At 69.1% G+C, this 16,903-nt stretch carries 13 protein-coding genes; 6 read left to right on the top strand and 7 right to left on the bottom strand.

All coding sequences use genetic code 11. The features are described 5' to 3' along the window. Window positions 1–40 precede the first annotated feature (40 nt). Entirely contained in the window at window positions 41–643 is a 603-nt protein-coding gene (locus tag F8M74_RS00560; protein ID WP_141253694.1) for a DUF1629 domain-containing protein, read from the top strand. A gap of 46 nt (window positions 644–689) precedes the next feature. Beyond that, window positions 690–1,433 carry an immunity 49 family protein gene (locus F8M74_RS00555; protein ID WP_162295011.1) on the top strand — a complete coding sequence of 248 codons (744 nt, stop codon included), beginning with the start codon at window positions 690–692 and terminating at the stop codon, window positions 1,431–1,433. An 8-nt stretch (window positions 1,434–1,441) separates the two neighbouring features. Here F8M74_RS00555 and F8M74_RS00550 read toward each other — a convergent pair whose 3' ends face one another. From F8M74_RS00550 to F8M74_RS00535, 4 genes are all read right to left on the bottom strand, one after another. After that, the gene (locus tag F8M74_RS00550; protein ID WP_162295012.1) at window positions 1,442–3,976 is read right to left on the bottom strand and encodes a TIGR02270 family protein; all 2,535 of its coding nucleotides are present in this window, start codon (window positions 3,974–3,976) and stop codon (window positions 1,442–1,444) included. A gap of 75 nt (window positions 3,977–4,051) precedes the next feature. After that, a complete protein-coding gene (locus F8M74_RS00545; RefSeq protein ID WP_141253697.1) occupies window positions 4,052–4,516 on the bottom strand; it encodes a DUF4150 domain-containing protein in 465 nt (154 codons plus the stop codon). A gap of 116 nt (window positions 4,517–4,632) precedes the next feature. Further along, the gene (locus F8M74_RS00540; RefSeq protein ID WP_141253698.1) at window positions 4,633–5,670 is read right to left on the bottom strand and encodes a DUF2169 domain-containing protein; all 1,038 of its coding nucleotides are present in this window, start codon (window positions 5,668–5,670) and stop codon (window positions 4,633–4,635) included. A 99-nt stretch (window positions 5,671–5,769) separates the two neighbouring features. Next, on the bottom strand, window positions 5,770–6,396 hold the full coding sequence (locus F8M74_RS00535; protein ID WP_011557047.1) for a hypothetical protein: 627 nt from the start codon (window positions 6,394–6,396) through the stop codon (window positions 5,770–5,772). Window positions 6,397–6,571: 175 nt separating this feature from the next. Between F8M74_RS00535 and F8M74_RS00530 the strand changes: the two genes are divergently transcribed. Genes F8M74_RS00530 through F8M74_RS00515 form a run of 4 tightly spaced genes read left to right on the top strand, consistent with a single transcriptional unit; the run spans window position 6,572 to window position 13,062 of the window. After that, window positions 6,572–9,439 carry an FG-GAP-like repeat-containing protein gene (locus F8M74_RS00530; protein ID WP_141253699.1) on the top strand — a complete coding sequence of 956 codons (2,868 nt, stop codon included), beginning with the start codon at window positions 6,572–6,574 and terminating at the stop codon, window positions 9,437–9,439. Next, entirely contained in the window at window positions 9,436–10,209 is a 774-nt protein-coding gene (locus tag F8M74_RS00525) for a hypothetical protein (protein ID WP_141253700.1), read from the top strand. The genes F8M74_RS00530 and F8M74_RS00525 overlap by 4 nt, the downstream gene beginning before the upstream one ends. 7 nt (window positions 10,210–10,216) lie before the next feature. Continuing rightward, window positions 10,217–11,884, top strand: a complete 1,668-nt coding sequence (locus F8M74_RS00520) for a GH3 auxin-responsive promoter family protein (RefSeq protein WP_141253701.1) — start codon at window positions 10,217–10,219, stop codon at window positions 11,882–11,884. Next, entirely contained in the window at window positions 11,881–13,062 is a 1,182-nt protein-coding gene (locus F8M74_RS00515) for an aromatic ring-hydroxylating dioxygenase subunit alpha (protein WP_141253702.1), read from the top strand. Before F8M74_RS00520 ends, F8M74_RS00515 begins: the two co-directional genes overlap by 4 nt. A 13-nt stretch (window positions 13,063–13,075) precedes the next feature. Here the strand turns inward: F8M74_RS00515 and F8M74_RS00510 are convergent, their stop codons facing one another. The 3 genes from F8M74_RS00510 to F8M74_RS00500 form a co-directional block, all read right to left on the bottom strand. Next, on the bottom strand, window positions 13,076–14,497 hold the full coding sequence (locus F8M74_RS00510; RefSeq protein ID WP_171410220.1) for an ATP-binding protein: 1,422 nt from the start codon (window positions 14,495–14,497) through the stop codon (window positions 13,076–13,078). A gap of 381 nt (window positions 14,498–14,878) precedes the next feature. Then, complete coding sequence (locus tag F8M74_RS00505; RefSeq protein WP_153881039.1) at window positions 14,879–15,442, bottom strand: ATP-dependent DNA helicase; 564 nt, start codon at window positions 15,440–15,442, stop codon at window positions 14,879–14,881. Window positions 15,443–15,594: 152 nt separating this feature from the next. After that, window positions 15,595–16,842, bottom strand: coding sequence for a serine protease (locus F8M74_RS00500; RefSeq protein ID WP_141253704.1), 1,248 nt, complete (start codon window positions 16,840–16,842; stop codon window positions 15,595–15,597). Window positions 16,843–16,903: the final 61 nt, after the last annotated feature.

Here is a 16,903-nt window from a genome sequence, read left to right as displayed (position 1 = left end):
CGGGGCTTGGCGAAAAAGCGCTGAAGTGGAGCGGATTGCCGTGAGCTACTACCCCTGGGTGGACGACGACGAGGACGAGTCCTTCGCGTGGCTGGACGCTTCCCGCAAGGAGGAGTTGGATGGGCGCGGTTACCTCCTCTCGGAGGGCGTTCGCTGTGAGGAATGGTTCCCGAAGGGCCTTGCCTTTGACTTGTCGAAGGAGCGGGGCAGCACGCTGACGGACAACATTCCGAACGCATTCGGAATGTTGGTGGTCTCCGAAAAGCTCAAGGGCATCCTGGAGCAGGAGACGCCGGCGGATTCCATCGAATACCTGCCCATTCGTCTCCGGACGCCCCGCAAGAAAGTCCTGACCACGCCGTATTACATCGCCAACGTGCTGGGGTCGGTCGCGTGCATGAACGCGAAGAAGTCCGACTTCGACATGAACGACATCCTGAAGAATCAGGTGCTGTATTTCCGGCGGTTGGTCCTCAACGAGAAGAAGATCCCCAAGGACGTGAAGATCTTCAGGCTCGCGGAGCAGACCAGCCTCATCCTGGTTCGTGAAGACTTAGGCCAGCGAATCGTGGACGAGGACTGCCTGGGCGTGCTGTTCCAGGAGTTGGATGACTTCGGCTCCGAGTTCCGCGGGCGGGCCTGAGTCGTGTACTCACCTTGAGGCTGGATCCGCCAGAGGGAGCTCGTCGATGCTGAAGATGAACTTCATTCGCGAGAATGCGTTTTTTGCGGTTGAGGAGCTGGAGAAGGGGCTGAAGCAGCCGCTCACAGCGATCCAGCGAGAGACGCTGCTGACGCGACTCTCCACGTACCTTCGCATCGCCGCCATCAGCACCTTGCTGGTGGAGGCGGACACGCCCGCCTTCCGAAGGTGCCTGCGCCAGTCCGCCGCCGCCCGCAGGGATTTGCTGGTCGAAGCCCAAGCGCGTTCAGACGCGACTCCAGGGCGGTTTGCGTGTGCCAGCCGCACGGAGCCGCTGTTCGATGCGCTCGCCGCTGGCGAGGCCGGCCTGGCGCAGGAAATCGCCCGGCATTCGCCCCGCCAATGGTCGGAGAAGGACGAGTTCGAGGATGACTTCCGTTACGCGGACTTCCTCCACGAACTCCTGCTCGCGGGAACCCAGGGGCTCTCCGCTGGGGCCGAGCGTGCCCTCTCCGCTTTCCAGCAGTGCTCCGCCGACACGGGCTCCACGCGGCTCGCCGTATGCGAAGCCCTCGCGTCAGCGGACCAGGACGCGTTCGACGTGTCGCTGGAAGAGTTGCTGGTCGAACGGGCGCGAGAGTTCAAGGACGCGGGCGTGCCGTCCAACCCAGAGCGCTTCCAGACCGAGCGGCACATCTTCGTCGAGGGCCTCGCCCTGCTCCGGTTGGCGGAGGGCCGTCAATTGCGGACCCACCCCGAGTACCGGATGCTCCCTCGGCTCGCGCGCTGAAGTCTGTCTCAGCGTGCGGAGGGCGGGCGCAGGTGGAAGGCCGCCCGCTCCCCGTTCCATCCCCAGAGCCAGGTCAGGACGCCCGACGTGGGCAGGTAGCCTCTCGCGAACCCGCGCGCCGCCATGCAGACCGCGACGGCACCGGTCGCGGCGCCCAGCCCTCCCCACACATCCGCGGGGTACCAGGTGACAGCCTCCTTCAGGGGCGCGCTGTTTAGCCGTAGCTGCGCGTAGCCCCAGTCCTGCGCTCGGGGCACGGTGCCGTCGAGGTCCGCGATGACGAGCCCCGTCGTCTGGCCACGGTCCTCGAGGCTCCCGAGCACCTCCGCGATGACGGAGGACAGGGCCACGCCGACGTGCGGCTTGCCTGCGAACAGGTGTTCGGGTTCGGAGGACGCGGCCATGGCGTCGACGTAGGCGACGGCCGGCGTGCCGCGGCGAGAGGCCGCGTCCGCGAGTTCCAGGAGCACGAAGGCCGCGCCCTCGCCAGGCATCAGCCCGGTGGGCCGCTCGCGAGTCTTCAGCATTCGGAGCGCGTCCAGCGCGTCCAGCCACTCGAGCTCGACGATGCTGTCGATGCCTCCCACGATGCACCGGTCCAGCGTGCCGGACCTCAGCGCACGTTCCGCGGCACGCATGGCCGTGACGAAGCCGGGGGAGTCTCCGAAGAAGACTGCTTGCTGGGTGATGCCCCCCGGTACGGCGGCCTGCGCGAGCAGCCGGGGCAGGAGTGTCTCGGCGTAGCGCTCGCGAAGCGTCTCGGCGAGCAGCGGCGTTTCGTCGAAATCAGAGGAGGCATCAGCGTCCTCTGCCTCGCTGTCGGGCTCCGCCTCTTCGCTGGCGGCCTTTCGCTCCTGGCGCTCCGCGGCCTCCAGGAGGAAGCCACTGGGAAGGTTGAGGAAGATGCCCGTGCGCGGCCCCGCCTGCATGCCGGAGTGGTGTTGGAGGTCCGTCAGGGCAACCGTCCCCAGCCGTACCAGGCGCCCCACGCCCGCGTACCCTTGCGTGAGATGCGGGATGGCATGCCCCGTCACGGGGAGCGACTCACCCGAGTCCTCGTCCACGAAGGTGAGGTCCTCGAGCCCGTCTGGCCGGGCCACGCCCACGCGAGCGGCCGCGCAGCTCCCCACCACGCCATCGCCCAGCGACGACACCATCCCGAGACCCGTGATGGCGAGCGCACCCGGTGGGGGCGGGCGCTGCCAGACCACGCGCTGGAAGAGTGCGTCCGCTTGAACGGGGGACTCGTCAGCCAGGACGGCCGACGGCGAGAAGGCGCGGAATGGCCCCAGCGGCAATCGCCCCTGCAAGACCGCCTTCGCTGCCTGGAGTGTCTTCCATTGCCTCGGAGCCCAATCGCGGACGCGAAGCTGGAATGCGCCCTGGCTCCGGATGGCCAGCTCGAGCGCCAGTGCTGAGCGTCTGCGCATGGGGCCCGTCATCAGGGCCTCAAGGAGCGTCTCGGTGCTGAAGGGCTTCCCGCCGAGGTATCGGACCTGGGGCGAGTAATCCTTCTGGACCTGCTGCCACCAGTTCGCCACGGCTTCCGGCGCAGGCACGGGAAGGGCGTGCTCAGGGCCCAGGGGCGGCGCTTCTTCATCTTCGGGTGTATCGGGGGTCCAGGGCTCCGCCTCAGACACGAACGGTCCGGTGAGGACGAGGCCGGTGATGGCGCAGAAGGCCTCCGCCGCCACCTGCGCGACCGACTCGTCCTTCATGGCCTCCAGGAGGGGACCCACGGCGGCGACGCGCCCGCTGAGCCCCAGCGCCCAGAGCGCCTCTTTTCGCAGCGCTGGCTCCTGGAGTGCCTTCAGGAGCAGGTCCAACTCTTGAGGGTCGCCCCCCATCGCGAGGAGTGCCGCGGAAGGTCCCCAGCCTGCATCCTTGCGACGGACGGCGTCGACACAGCCGGTCCATGCGGAGCCGTGGCCCAGACGCAAGGCGGTCTCCAGCGCCGTGTTGCGGACCTCCGCGTCGTTGGACTCCAGGGCCCGTTGAAGCGCGGCGCGTTCCAGCCGGGAAGGGAAGCGACGGGCGGCGCGCAGTCCCGCCTGGGCCAGGGCGCTGTCCTTCGACGTAACGGCCTCATCCAGTTTCTGGGACGGAGCCGTCCCCCATGCCGTCAGGATGTCGAGCACCCGTGCCTGCACGGCGGGGGCGCCTTCGTCGAGCAAAGTAAGGAGCTGGGGAACAGCGCGAGGGCTCGGGTGGAGCTCCAGCGCCCATGCGGCTCCGTGGCTCGAAGGATGGGCACCGCCTTCGTCCGCCAGCGTGGAGAGCACAGCGCCGAGGTGTTCCTGCCCGGGCTGCGACAAGAGCACGCTGGCGGCACAGGCCACCTGCTCCGGCTCGTCCGACGACAGCGCCGGCAGCAGCAACTCCCGGGTGACCCGAGGACCTCCGAGCTGCAACGCGTCCAGGCACGCGAGCAGCCGTTGCTCGGGCCCCGCTTGGAGTTCCTGCAGGGAATAGTCGGGGGCGAGAAGCCCCTGCTCACGCAGCGTCCAGAAGAAGGACGCGTCCGCGAGGAAGTCTCTGGCCATGTCCATCCGAATGGATGCGTCGTGCCGCTCGGAGGGAAGGGGGCTACCGGGAGGAAGTGACATCGCGGAGGGTGGCTAGACGTCTTCTTCGCAGACAAGGCACTTGGGCGTGCCTTCATTGCCACCCATGGCGATGACGGGCCCCTGCATGACGGGGAAGGGCGGCGTGTTCTTGTCGTTGTGGAGCATCAGGTCGAAGGCGCGCGCCACGTTCTTCCCTTCGAACTTCACGTCGAAGGAGAAGTTGACGAACTCCGCCTTGCCCTTCGTCTTGCTGGAGGCCACGCCTCCGCCCGCGGTGCCGGCTTCGTCGCCGGTGCTCATCTTGAAGTTGGAGTCCTTCACGCACACCGGGTTGCCAGCCACGGAGACCTTCTTCGTGCCCTTGTCGGTGTCCGAGGACTGGGCCACGTTGGGGTAGGGGATGGGCACGGGCCCGGCCGGGCTGGGTGTCTTGCATACGTCCGGGAAGGCCACGGTGACGCCGCCGCTGTCCTTCGTCACCACGGACATCTTGTTCACACCGGTATTGACCGCCATGCCAGCCACCTCCAGGGGAACAGAATACCCTGGCGGGGCCACGCGGTGCGAGCCAGGCCACCGCGAAGCCGGAGCGCGGCGGCGCCGCTGGAGACATGCCCCTACGCAGGCTCCGTTCAGGCCGCCTTGGGCGCGCGCACACCCTGGGCGGTGACCTTCAGGCCCTGCACGTCGTGGAGGCCCTCGGCCAGGGTGACGTGTCCACGCCAGAGGAGCGTCACCTGCTCCTCGTCGGTGTCCAGGGTCACGGTGTCCAGGTGCATGGGGGGCGTCGCGTCCTTGCTGCCCGCGAGCGCCACGATGACGACCGGCGCGGACTGTCCTGGGAGCGAGAAGGACAGCCGGCCCTTGGGGGAAGCGCCGGCGATGATGACCGGCTCGTCCCCCTTCAGGTAGCTGGGAGCGATGAGGCCCGGCGCGGCGGCGTTGAAGAACCGCCGGTCGAAGTCCTTGGGCAGCAAGGGCTTGCGCGTCTTGTTCCAAGCCTCGTCGTAGGTCCCGCCGTACCTGGCGCGAGGTTGCCAGTGCGGGGAGGTGAAGCCGAAGCCCGCGGGTACCACCTTCTGGCCGAAATCGCGCAGGGGCTCCGTGGCGGGGTCCTCCAGGTTGGGCAGCTTCAGTCCCTCCTGGAAGTGACGAGGACTGGCGCGGAAGCCCGCACCCACCGGGTTGCGCGGCTCGAAGGCCGGCTTCGCGGTGTCTGTCTTGTCCCAGCCGCCGAAGGCGCGCTCCCACGTGAGCGGGATTTTGTCGAAGGGGAGCGGCTTGGTGGCCGTGACGTGCCCCATGCTCTTGAACCAGGTCCGCTCACCCACGACGCGCACGGCCTTCTTCAGCGGCCCGACTTGAAGCGCCACCAGCGCCTCGGTGGCGCCTTTCTGGGGCGGGTAGGCATGGCCAATCAACGCCACGTCCGTGGCCAGCTTGATGAAGGCGCTCTCGGGTTCGAACTTGTCGCTGGACTCGCCGGGCTTGCCCCAGGACTCACCGCTCCACGTCACCGGCACCTGCGTATCGGCGAGCTTCAGCCCGGAGGGGCCCATGGCATAGGTGGCCTTCACGACGAGCAGCAGCAGGGGGCGCCCGTCCTCGTCGGCGAGGCCCATCATGTCGAAGGCAAAGGGCGTTTCGTTCTCGAGGGTGGGGTGTCCCATGGCTTTTCGACTCGGCGGGCAGGAGGTCCGGCTGCGCCAGCGCAGAGGCGCAGTGTAGCAGTCATGCCCCGGGCTGTTCCGCGCGTGCCGCCACTTCGCCTACCACGCTCCCACCGCCAGCAGGCCCACCAGTCCCGCATACAGGGGCACGTTGAGCGCCAGGGTCAACCGGTTGATGCGGCGGAACCGGGCCTGCTCTTCGTCCGCGAACCAGATGCCGTCCTCGCCCGTGGTTCGTCCCTCCACGGCGTGGAAGAACAGGGCCGCGTAGGCGACCTCGACGAACAGGCTCACGAGCACCAGTCCCAGGAAGGCCAGGGCCCACAGGTCCTCGGGGCCGAGCACGCCCAGCCACCGCGCCCGGCCCCAAAACAGGCCGCCGAGCACCAGGGCGATGCACGCCACATCGTGAGCCACGCCATATGGCGGACGCCAGCGCTTCACGCCGTAGAGCAGGTACAGCTCCGCCACGCCTCGCAGCCACATGAAGGCGGCGAACGCGCCCAGCACACCTCGCGCCTCCTCCGGCACCGCCACGTCCAGCGCCACCAGCGGGCACGCGAGGAACCACAGGAACACCGCGTAGAAGAGCCACGCCAGCTTGGGGCCGGAGATGCGTCCGCCTCGTGAGCCCTTCACATTCTGCGCGTGACGGAACCCGGCCGCCGCCACGATGCAGACAGCGGCCAGGATGGCGAGAAGGGCTCGGGTGTGCGGAGAGGGCATCGGAAAGCGCGCGTGCTGAAGGACCTGTGCCCGGAGTTTGCAGTGTCCCGGGCATGGCATGGATGCATGGACAGGAGGGGCTCTTGCAAGCCCCTGACCTGATTGGACAGGGCGCGTTCCACGGGGCACGCTCCGCACGCGCGCGGCGACGCGCTTCGGCGGAAGGCGGGCTTCCATGAGCGTTGGTCCCGGGGTGAGCCCGGCTGCACAGGTGTATGTCCCGCTGCACACGGCGCCACGTGTCGAGCGCTGGGGCTGGGTCTGGCCTCGCTGGAACGACCCGCGCCTGCCCTTCGCCTTCCTGCTGACGCTCTACGGCGTGCTCGGCTTCACCTTCTTCGGCTTCAACCGCAGCCCGTGGCAGATGGCCGCCATCGTGGTGACGGGCAGCGTGCTGGACGTCGCGCTGGGGTGGGGGCTGAAGCGGCAGAAGGTCGTCCCCCTGAGCGCGTACATCTCCTGCTGCTCGCTGGCGCTGCTGCTCAACTACTCGCATTCGAGCTGGCTGCTCCTCCTTCCGGTGTGGATCGCCATCGGCTCGAAGTACGTGCTCACCTTCCAGGGGCGCCACGTCTTCAATCCGTCCATGTTCGGCGTGGCCCTGTCGCTGCTCTTCACGCGCGAGCTCATCACCGCCGCGCCCGCCTACCAGTGGGCGAACGGCGAGGTGGCCCTCTCCGCCTTCATCCTCATGGCTGCGCTGGTGCTCTTCTTCTTCCGGGTGGGGCGCGGGTGGCTGGTGGTCAGCTTCCTCTTCTTCTACGCGCTCCAGACGGCGCTGCGCGCCTATGTGCTTCGGCACCACCTTCCGCCGGAGGTCCTCTTCCTTGGCACGCTGGGCGCGCCGTCGTTCTTCATCTTCGTCTTCTACATGCTCACCGACCCGGCCACGTCTCCGGGCACGCGGCGCGGGCAGATACTGCTGGCGCTGGCGGTGACGCTGGTGGACCTGGTGCTGCACTTCAAGGAGAGCGTCTACACGTTCTTCTATGCAGCCCTCGCGTGCGCCACGGTCCGCTTCCTCTTCCTCCACGCGCGAGCCGCCTGGCAGCGCGGGTGGCGCGAGTCGCTGAACACGCTGGTGTCCTCCGGCTGGTTGAAGCGCGCGGCGGTGGTGGGCGGGCTGGGAGGTCTCATGGTGGGCGGCTACACCCTGGCCGCCACGCCCGGAGTCCGGACCACGCCGATGGACTTCCGCATGGAGCGCGTGGAGGCGCGGGCCGCGGGGCTCGACTCCACCATGGGCAACACGCTCGAGGAACTGGACCCACGGCTGGGGCACGTCGCGAAGTGGCTGGTGGCGGTGGGGGACGCCGTCGCCGTGGGGGACTACGACGGGGATGGCCGGCCGGACCTGTTCCTCACGCACCCGCTGGCGCGGCCCGAGGACCACGCGATCCTCTATCGGAACCTCGGCGACCTCCGCTTCGAACGGGTGCTCGTGCCCGCGCTGGAGCGCTTCGCCACCCGCTACAAGGAAGAGGGCCTGCCGGGCGGCGGCACCTTCGTGGACTGGGACGGTGACGGCGACCTGGACCTCGCGGTGGCGGTGGCCTTCGGGCCCGTCCGGTTGCTGCGCAACACGCTGCGAGAGACGGGCACCGCGGGCTTCGAGGACGTGACCGAGGCGGCGGGCGTGATGGACCACGCGGTGAGCCTGGGCCTCACCTTCCTGGACTATGACCGGGACGGGCACCTGGACCTCTTCGTCCTCAACGTGATGACCACGCACCTGCCGGGCTACGAGCCGCCGGTGCCGCTCAACCTCTTCCGTCTGCCAGAGCCCGAGCACGCAGAGGACCGCCGCATGTTCCGCTTCATGCATGACGGCTGGCACAACGCGGCCAACGGCGGGCTCAACGCGCTCTATCGCGGCAAGGGAGACGGCACCTTCGAGAAGGTGGACATCGCCGCGATGGGCATGTCGGAGACGCACTGGTCGCTGGCTGTGAGCACGGTGGACTTCAACCGCGACGGGTGGACGGACCTGTATGTGGCCAACGACTTCGGGCCGGACGACGTCTATCTCAACGAGGGCGGGAAGCACTTCCGCCGCGTGGCGGGCCGGCTCTTCGGCGAGATTGGAAAGGACACATACAAGGGCATGAATGCCTCCGTGGCGGACTTCGACCGCAACGGCTGGTTGGACCTGTACGTCTCCAACGTCCACCACTCGCTCCAGGCGGAGGGCAGCCTGCTGTGGATGGTGGGCCCCGGGAAGGACGCCTTCACGCCGGAGTTCCGGGACGAGGCCACCTTCCGCGGCGCGCTCAACGAGCGGCGCTTCGGCTGGGGTGCGGCGGCGGGAGACCTGGACAACGACGGTTGGCCGGACCTGGTGCAGGCCAATGGCATGGTGGATGACCGCCTGGACGCGGCGCGGTGGCGCATCCCCGACGGCCAGCGCAAGGACTACTGGTACGTGAATCACAAGCTGATGCAGTCCGGCCCGGAGATCCACACGTACGCGGACAAGTGGGGCGACATCCGGGGCCGCACCATCTACCCGAACGAAGCGCGCCGCGCGTACCTCAACCTGGGCGACGCGAAGCCCGGACACTTCGTGGACCTGGCGCGCGAGCTCGGGTTGGACGACCCGGACAACTCGCGAGGCGTGCTGCTCTCGGACATGGATGGGGATGGCGACCTGGACGCGCTCATCACCAATCAGCACGGGCCGGTGTCGCTGTATCGCAACACGCTGCGCTCGGAGGGGCGTCAGGATGCGCACTTCGTGGGGCTCTCGTTGGTGGGCCACGGTGGTCGCACACACCGGAGCGCGGTGGGCACCCGGGTTGTCGTCTCCTACGAGGAGGCGGGGACGCGCGTGGAGCAGGTGCAGGAAGTCGGGTTGATGGGCGGCTTCTCCGCGTCGGCGGACGCGCGGCTGCATTTCGGGCTGGGCCGGTACAGGGGGCTCGTGACGGCGCGGGTGCACTGGTACGGGGGCGACGTGCAGGAGGTGTCGCTGTCGCCGGACCGCACGCATGAGCTTCGGCAGCCTCCTGACGCGGAGGTGTTGCAGGGGCGTGCCCGGCCATGATGTCGCCGCTCAAGGGTTCGACGGTGCGGCGTGATGCGCTCACGGAGGCGCAGCGTGGGCAGATGCTGGCGCTGATGCAGCTCTGCTACACGGGCGTGTCGCCGGAGCGCTTCGCCGAGGACTTGGATGCCAAGCAGTACGTCATCCTCCTCCACACGCGGCGAGGCGGGGAGTTGGTGGGCTTCAGCACGCTGCGCGTCGCCGAGGAACTCGCGGGCGGGCAGCGGGTGGAGGTGGTGTATTCGGGCGACACGGTCATCCACCCCGACTGGTGGGGCCACAAGGTGTTGCAGGTGTGCTTCGGGCGCTTCGTGTTGTCGCGCAAGCTCCGCCGTCCCCTGCGGCCGGTGCACTGGCTGCTGTTGAGCGCCGGCTTCAAGACGTACCTGCTCGCGGTGAACTACTTCCCCAGGACGATGCCTCGGCGGGACTGGACGCCGCCTCCCGGACGCGCCGACTTCCTTCACGCGCTGGCCGCCCGCTGGTTCGGCGCGCAGTACGACGCGTCGCGGGGCACGCTCCGTTTCCAGGGCGTGCACTATCGCGTGCGGGATGGCGTCGCGCCCATCGACCGCGCGGCGGCGCTGCACCCCGACATCGCCTTCTTCGCCGAGCGCAATCCGCGCCATGGCGAGGGCGAGGAGCTGGTGTGTCTGGTGGAGATTCGTTGGTGGGACCTCTTCCTGGCGCTGGGGCGGAGCGTGTCCGGACAGCTTCGCGGCTGGGCCCGGCGAGGGCTGCGGCACGCCGGTGTCCGCGTGGGGACATGAGGCCGTCGTGAGTGCTCCCTCCCTGCCGCTGGGCGGCCTGCGGGCCGTGCTCGCTCCCTCCGCGCTGCGCTTCTACCGGGCCTTGCGCGACCCCGAGGCCGCGCAGGCGGTGTGTCTGCAGCGGGTGCTTCGTTCGGCCGCGGGCAGCGTGCAGGCGGAGCGCATTCCTGGCTTCCACCGCATCCGCGACGCCCGTGACTTCCAGGCCGCCGTGCCGTGGGTGACACCGGACGCGCTGGCTCCGGACGTGGAGCGCATCGCCGCGGGCGAGGCCCGGGTGCTCACGCGTGAGCCGGTGCTGCGCTTCGAACTCTCTGGAGGCTCCTCGGGCGCCAGCAAGCGGGTGCCCATGACGCGCGGCCTCCTGTCCGAGTTCCAGCGCGCCCTGGCCCCCATGCTCTTCGAGTTGCTCCACCGCCGGCCCGCGTTGCGCGAGGGCGCCAGCTACTGGTCCATCTCCCCACTGGCGCGAAAGCAGGCCCGCACGGCGGGCGGCATTCCCGTGGGCAGCGCGGAGGACAGCGCCTACTTCTCGCGCGTGCTGCGCCCCTTGTTGTCCCGCATCTTCGCGGTGCCCGGTGAAGTGGGGGCATTGCCGGATGTGGAGTCCTGCCGCTACGTGACGCTCTGGCATCTCGTCGCCCGCGAGGACCTGTCTCTCATCAGCGTGTGGAACCCCAGCTTTCTCACGCTCCTCATGGACGCGCTGGAGCGGCACGGGGAGCGACTGGCCGATGACCTGACGCGAGGGCGCTGCCGGCCGCCTGCGTCCGGCGCCGCGCACGGTGAAGCCGCGATGCAAGCGGTGCTGGCCCGGATGCGCTTCTCTCCGCGCCCGGAGCGGGCTTCGCTGCTGCGTGAGGTGCTGCGAGGTGGCTGGAGCGCTCGCGCGTTGTGGCCTCGACTGTCGCTTCTCAGCATGTGGACGGACGCACAGGCAGCCCACGCGCTTCCCGCCGCATGCCGCCGCTTTCCGGGCGTGGAGGTGCAGGGCAAGGGGCTGCTGGCCACGGAGGGCGTCGTCACAGTGCCCCTCTTCGATGCGCCGGCCCCCGTGCTCGCGGTGCGCAGCCACTTCTTCGAGTTCATCGACAGCGAGCAGCCCACCTCGCGACCTCGCCTCGCACACGAGCTGGAGCAGGGCCGCACGTACACGGTGCTGTTGTCCACCTCGGGCGGCCTGCTGCGCTACCGCCTGGGCGACCTGGTCCGCGTGGAGGGCTTCCAACACGCGACGCCCTGCCTTCGCTTCGTCGGCCGAGCGGACGCCGTTTGTGACCTGGTGGGCGAGAAGCTCGCCGGCACGCGCGTGGGGGCCGTGCTGGATGCCGTGCTTCCGGACTTCTTTGGCGGCGCGCGCCCCGGCTTCTCCATGCTGGCGCCCGAGTGGACTCCCGCGCCGTCCTACGTCTTGTTCCTGGAGACGGACGCCCCCGCCCCACGGCTCGTCGCCGCCGCGGAGGCCGTGGAGCACGCCCTCTGCGAGGGACACCACTACCGCTACGCGCGAGCCCTGGGACAGCTCGGTCCGGTGCGTGCCGTGCGCGTGGCGGACGGGGCTCGCCGCTACGAGGCTCGCTGCGTTGCGCTGGGCCAGCGCGCGGGCGACATCAAGCCCGTGGACCTGCACCGCCTGACGGGCTGGTCGGACCATTTCTCCGGAGCCGCCGCATGAGACCGCCACTGCGCCTGCATTCGCGCGACACCTCGCCCGCCCCCAACGTGGACCTGGAAGCCGAAGCCGACCTCGCGCGCTGTGGCGCGCTGAAGGACTTCTGGTACGTCGCGTGTCTCTCCACCGAACTGAAGCCAGGCGAGCCCCTGGCGCGGACTCTCTTCGGCACGGGGGTGGTCCTCTTCCGTGACGTACATGGGCAGCCCACCGCTCTCCGGGACAGGTGTCTGCACCGCAACGCGCGGCTGTCCCGGGGCGCGGTCTTCGATGGCCGCATCGGCTGCCCGTATCACGGCTGGGTCTACGACGCGTCGGGCGCCGTGGTGGAGGTGCCCTCGTTGGGGCCCTCGCAGCGAAGTGAGTTGCTCGACGCCGACGCCTGCGCGCGGGAGGGACTGGCGACCGCGCCTTGCGCGCTGGGACGCCTGACGCGCTTTCCCATCCTGGAACAGGATGGCCTTGTCTTCGTCTACATGGGCGGCGCCGAGCCCGCGCGGTCCGCGCCATTCCGCGTGCCCTACTGGGACCAGGAGGGGTGGACCGTCTACTTCATGGTGACGCGCTTCGCGAACGGGGTGACGAACCTCGTCGAGAATTTCATGGACGTCCCGCACACGCTCTTCGTGCATCCGGGCTGGTTCCGCAGGCCCGCCAGCAAGCGAGTGCCGGCGACGGTGCGGCGCACGGCGGGCAGCGTGTTGGTGACGTACAAGCAGGCACAGGACACCGTCACGGGCCTGGGCCGGCTCTTCAATCCGCGCGGACTGCCGCTGCTCCACACTGACAAGTTCTACGTCCCCAATGTCACGCGCGTGGACTACCTGTGGGGCGAGCACGGCTTCGTCATCAACTCGCAGTGCACGCCCATCGGGCCCACGGACAGCCTCGTCTACACGGCCATCAGCTATCGGTTGCCGGTGGATGTCCCCGGTGCGCTGGTGGGACGCTCCATCATGCCGCTGGTGCGGTGGTACACGCGGCAGGTCATCCAGCAGGACGTGGTCATCATGGACATCCAGCGCGAGGCCCTGCTGGACGGCCCGGGTGGAGGCGTCTACTCCGGCACGGAGGCGGACCTGCACCACGCCGACATCGAGGCGTATCGCCGCTGGCTGCGGGAGGGCGGCCAGGGCGCGGGGCCCGAGGACGCCGAACGCGACATGGCCTTCTGGATTTGAGCCCGCCGCCGCGCTACTGCGGACGGTAGGGCAACTCCACGATGAAGGTGGCGCCCTGGCCCAACTCGCTCTCCACGCGGAGGGTGCCGCCGTGCGCCACCACGACCTGGCGGGCCGCGTAGAGCCCCAGACCCAGCCCTCCAAAGGCGCTCGAGGGAACGGCGCGTTCGAAGCGGTGGAAGATGCGCTCCTGGTGCTCGGAGGCAATGCCGATGCCGTGGTCTCTCACGATGATGCGCGCGTGGTCCGGTGCGCCGTCCACCCGCACCTCGATGGGACGGCCCTTGCCGTACTTGAAGGCATTGACCAGGAGGTTGCCCACCACCTGCTGAATCCGCAGCGGGTCCCACACGCCTTCGACAGGGACCTCCGCCATCAACTGGATGGGACAGTCCGCCTCGGCCGCCGGAGTCATGGCGCGGGCAACCGTGTCCCGGACGAGCCGCGACAGGTCGAGCGGCTCCATCATCAAGGGCACCTGGCCCTCTCCTATGCGGGAGACGTCGAGCAACCCGTCGATGTGCGTGGCGAGCCGCTCGGTATGGCGGATGGCCTTGTCCAGCCGCTCCAGCAGGCGTCCGCTACCATCCTTCCGCGCCGCCGCGGAGGGGAGTGATTGGAGTTGGAGCTGGAGTGCGGTCAGGGGCGTCTTCAGCTCGTGACCGGCCAGGGCCAGGAATTCATCCCGGCGATGGAGGGCCTCGCGCAGGGCCTGCTCCGCCTGCCGCCGCTGCTGGACTTCCGCCTCCAGTGCCTGGGCGCGCTGCTGGAGGAGGCTGACCTCTCGCAGCCGTCCTTCCGTATCCGCGAGCCGTGTGTAGCGCTCGGTGGGAATGACGTGTGCGTGCGCCTTGCAGACATCGAGGAAGGGCCGCGCGTGCGCCGCCTGGCCGAAGTGACCGATGGCGTAGGTGCACAGGAGGGACAGGGGGTACAGCACGCTGAGGTCATTCCACAGTGCCTCCAACTCCACCGCCACGTCCGGCATCCCATCCAGGCAGAGGACATCCACCATCTCGCCGTAGGCGCGTACCTTGGCGCCGGGGCGCGCGGCCGCGAGGCTGTGCTCAATCACGGTGCCGATGACTTCGCGGAAGCGCTCCCAGTTCGGGCGTCCCCCCACCATGAAGCGCGTCAGTGTCTCACGGGCATCGAGCAGGGTGAGCTGCCCGCTCGAGATGGCCGCCGCGGTGTCCACGCCCGCGGCCACCAGCCGCGCGATGAGCTGCTGCCGGTGGCTCGCCTGGGCGATGATGACGAGCGGGTCTCCTCGTTCGAGCCCGCCCGTGATGTAGGCCTCGACGATGTCGATGACGATTGCCTCGTCCTCATAGAACTGGACCGTGTGGTCATGCTCCAGGGGATACCCGACGGGTGTTTCGCTGGCAGGCTGCCGGCGGCTGCTCCCGAGAGTTGCGGCGTCGGATGGAGGCATCGTCCTCACCATGTGCGTGGGCGCCTCATTATTCTGTCGGGGCCTTTCGACGCGGAACGACCCCCGGGGGCAGTGGAGCGCACGGAAGCCGTCACTGGTGGGCTGGCGCGCTTGACTCGGGTTCACCGCTGAAAGGCGCAAGCAGCTGTCAGGCACAGCAAGTTCCTGCAAGCCGTGGTGGCGCGTGGGTTGAGCGCGTGGAGCTCGTGCACCGGCCGTCATGCCGGGCAAGGAGCGGGCCGCGCCATGCGCGCCACGAATCGCTCGCCACGGAGGAGGTGGTCCGGCACGGCGTGGACCTGCTCCTCCGCTGGGTTGCGCGGATGCGCGACTGAAGCGGCCACCCCACGGGTGCTGTCCGTGGGGCGGATGCGCTGGAGCCTATCCGCGCCGGGAGTTGCTCGCGGAGCGCCCGTGCATGGGATTGTCGCGGTTCCAGCGTGAGCGCTCCTGCCGCTCACGCTCCAAGCGGGCGATGCGTTCGCGCTCCTGGCGCTCGCGCTCCAAGCGGGCGATGCGTTCGCGCTCCTGCCGCTCACGCTCCAAGCGGGCGATGCGTTCGCGCTCCTGGCGCTCGCGCTCCAAGCGGGCGATGCGTTCGCGCTCCTGGCGCTCGCGCTCCAGGCGGGCGATGCGTTCGCGCTCCTGGCGCTCGCGCTCCAGGCGGGCCTGCCGTTCCCGCTCCTGGCGCTCGCGCTCCAGGCGGGCCTGCCGTTCCCGCTCCAGTCGCGCCTTCTTCTCGCGTTCGATGCGGGCCTGTCGTTCCCGCTCCAGTCGCTCGTTCTCCGCACGCTGCCGCGCGGAATCCACGCTGCCGCCCCGTGCCCAGGCCTGGGTGTTGTTGGGGGCCTGGATTCCGGAGGCGCCATGCACGCCCTGCGCGAGGACCGGGCTTCCGATGGACATCGCGATGACCACAAGCACCCGCATCAGCTTTCCACGCATGACTGCCTCCCGTTCATGGCCACCGTGGCCCTGTTTCGTCGTCTTGCTCCTTCTGACGGGAGGTCCCGGGGACCATTCAGTCCCCTTCATTACGCTTCATTACGGCCGCGGGACGCGCCCCCCTGCCACGGACGCGCGTCCCGGAGCGTCACTTACGGATAGAGCGACTTGAAGTAGCTGATGGAGTTGTTCCACGAGGGCGTCAGGTGCCCCATCCTGTTCGGGAAGGCGTTGCCCGCGCAGCCCGTGGCGTCGCAGTAGTACTGGTTGTACTGGCCCACCACGACCGGACCTGAGACGGGCGCGTCGTACGAGTAGATGGGCGAGCCGCTCTGGCCCGGGCTTCCGTCGCAGCCGATTTCGATTTCCTGGTGCCAGCCGTCCGCGTCCGGGCTGTAGGCGTTGCCCGTCTTGCACTGTTGGGTGTCGCCGTACAGCGTGCGCGCCGTGCAACTCGCGGGGGCCGCCACGTGGCCGCAGCCGGGGTAGCCGCGCATGAACGTGGACCACGTCTTGAGCGTGTCCGTGGACGCGTTCCAGTGCCCCATCCAGCCCGGGTGGCCGTTCGGGAAGTCGTCCTCGAGCACCATGATGGCGACGTCGTGGCGGTTGCAGCTGGCGACGCTGTTGCAGGAGCCGTTGATGTAGCCCTCCGGCACCCAGTACCAGATGGCGTCCTGGACGCCCCACGGCGCGGTGGCGCCGTCGCGGCGAGCGGTGAAGGTGTTGAAGATGGGGTTCCACCCGCTGTACGCGCTGACGACGCAGTGCGCGGCGGTGACGACGACGCGGCGGCCCACGAGCGCACCCGAACATCCGGCGCTCAGGTGGCCGATGGTCCGATAGGGCCACGAGTTCGTGGCATAGCCATCCGTGAGGCCCATGCGGATGCGCGTGTCCACGCCGTTGCTCCACGTCTGGCCGGAGACCGTTCCGGAGGTCAGGGCCTCATCGCTGTTCACCGGCTCCAACCGCGCGGCGTCATCCAGCGTGCCGCGCGAGGCGCCGTTGAGCCCGCGCCGCGCCAGCTCCTCAGCCACGCGGCCCAGGTTGGCCGCGTCGGTGCGCAGGCGGTAGGCCTTGTTGTTCTTCACGTCGATGCCAATGAAGGAGAGCTCCGTGGACGGCCGGGCCGGTGCCTCCGCCGCGGCGCGCGTGCTTCCCGCGGGCTGGCGTGCCGAGGCTTCGCGGAACAACGCCTCCGCGTTCACGTCCTTCAGCATGCGGACATCGCCCAGGGCCTCCAGGTGTGGGAGCTCGGCGCCCGCGGCCTCGCCCAGCCACGCTTCCGGGACGACCTGGACGGGTGGCTCTTCCTGGGCGTGTGAACCGTCACCACCACACGCTGCGGCCATGAGGCCGAGCGCACAGAACATGGACCTGCGAATGCCACGAAGCATGAGTTCCCCCCTTCGCAATTTGCGAAAACAGGTGAGCCGCCAGCGAGAACGGGCGTGGGGG

The sequence above is a fragment of the Myxococcus sp. CA023 genome (assembly GCF_010998615.1).
In the GTDB taxonomy this organism is placed as follows: Bacteria; Myxococcota; Myxococcia; order Myxococcales; family Myxococcaceae; genus Myxococcus.
The sequence above is the reverse complement of the archived record's forward strand: the minus strand, read 5'-3'. Positions and strand labels throughout refer to the sequence as shown.

Bases quoted from the DNA above. Each gene is read 5' to 3' on its own strand.
- F8M74_RS00555 (WP_162295011.1), top strand. From the start codon at position 690: ATGCTGAAGATGAACTTCATTCGCGAGAATGCGTTTTTTGCGGTTGAG.
- F8M74_RS00550 (WP_162295012.1), bottom strand. From the start codon at position 3,976: ATGGCCAGAGACTTCCTCGCGGACGCGTCCTTCTTCTGGACGCTGCGT.
- F8M74_RS00545 (WP_141253697.1), bottom strand. From the start codon at position 4,516: ATGGCGGTCAATACCGGTGTGAACAAGATGTCCGTGGTGACGAAGGAC.
- F8M74_RS00540 (WP_141253698.1), bottom strand. From the start codon at position 5,670: ATGGGACACCCCACCCTCGAGAACGAAACGCCCTTTGCCTTCGACATG.
- F8M74_RS00535 (WP_011557047.1), bottom strand. From the start codon at position 6,396: ATGCCCTCTCCGCACACCCGAGCCCTTCTCGCCATCCTGGCCGCTGTC.
- F8M74_RS00530 (WP_141253699.1), top strand. From the start codon at position 6,572: ATGAGCGTTGGTCCCGGGGTGAGCCCGGCTGCACAGGTGTATGTCCCG.
- F8M74_RS00525 (WP_141253700.1), top strand. From the start codon at position 9,436: ATGATGTCGCCGCTCAAGGGTTCGACGGTGCGGCGTGATGCGCTCACG.
- F8M74_RS00515 (WP_141253702.1), top strand. From the start codon at position 11,881: ATGAGACCGCCACTGCGCCTGCATTCGCGCGACACCTCGCCCGCCCCC.
- F8M74_RS00510 (WP_171410220.1), bottom strand. From the start codon at position 14,497: ATGCCTCCATCCGACGCCGCAACTCTCGGGAGCAGCCGCCGGCAGCCT.
- F8M74_RS00505 (WP_153881039.1), bottom strand. From the start codon at position 15,442: ATGCGTGGAAAGCTGATGCGGGTGCTTGTGGTCATCGCGATGTCCATC.
- F8M74_RS00500 (WP_141253704.1), bottom strand. From the start codon at position 16,842: ATGCTTCGTGGCATTCGCAGGTCCATGTTCTGTGCGCTCGGCCTCATG.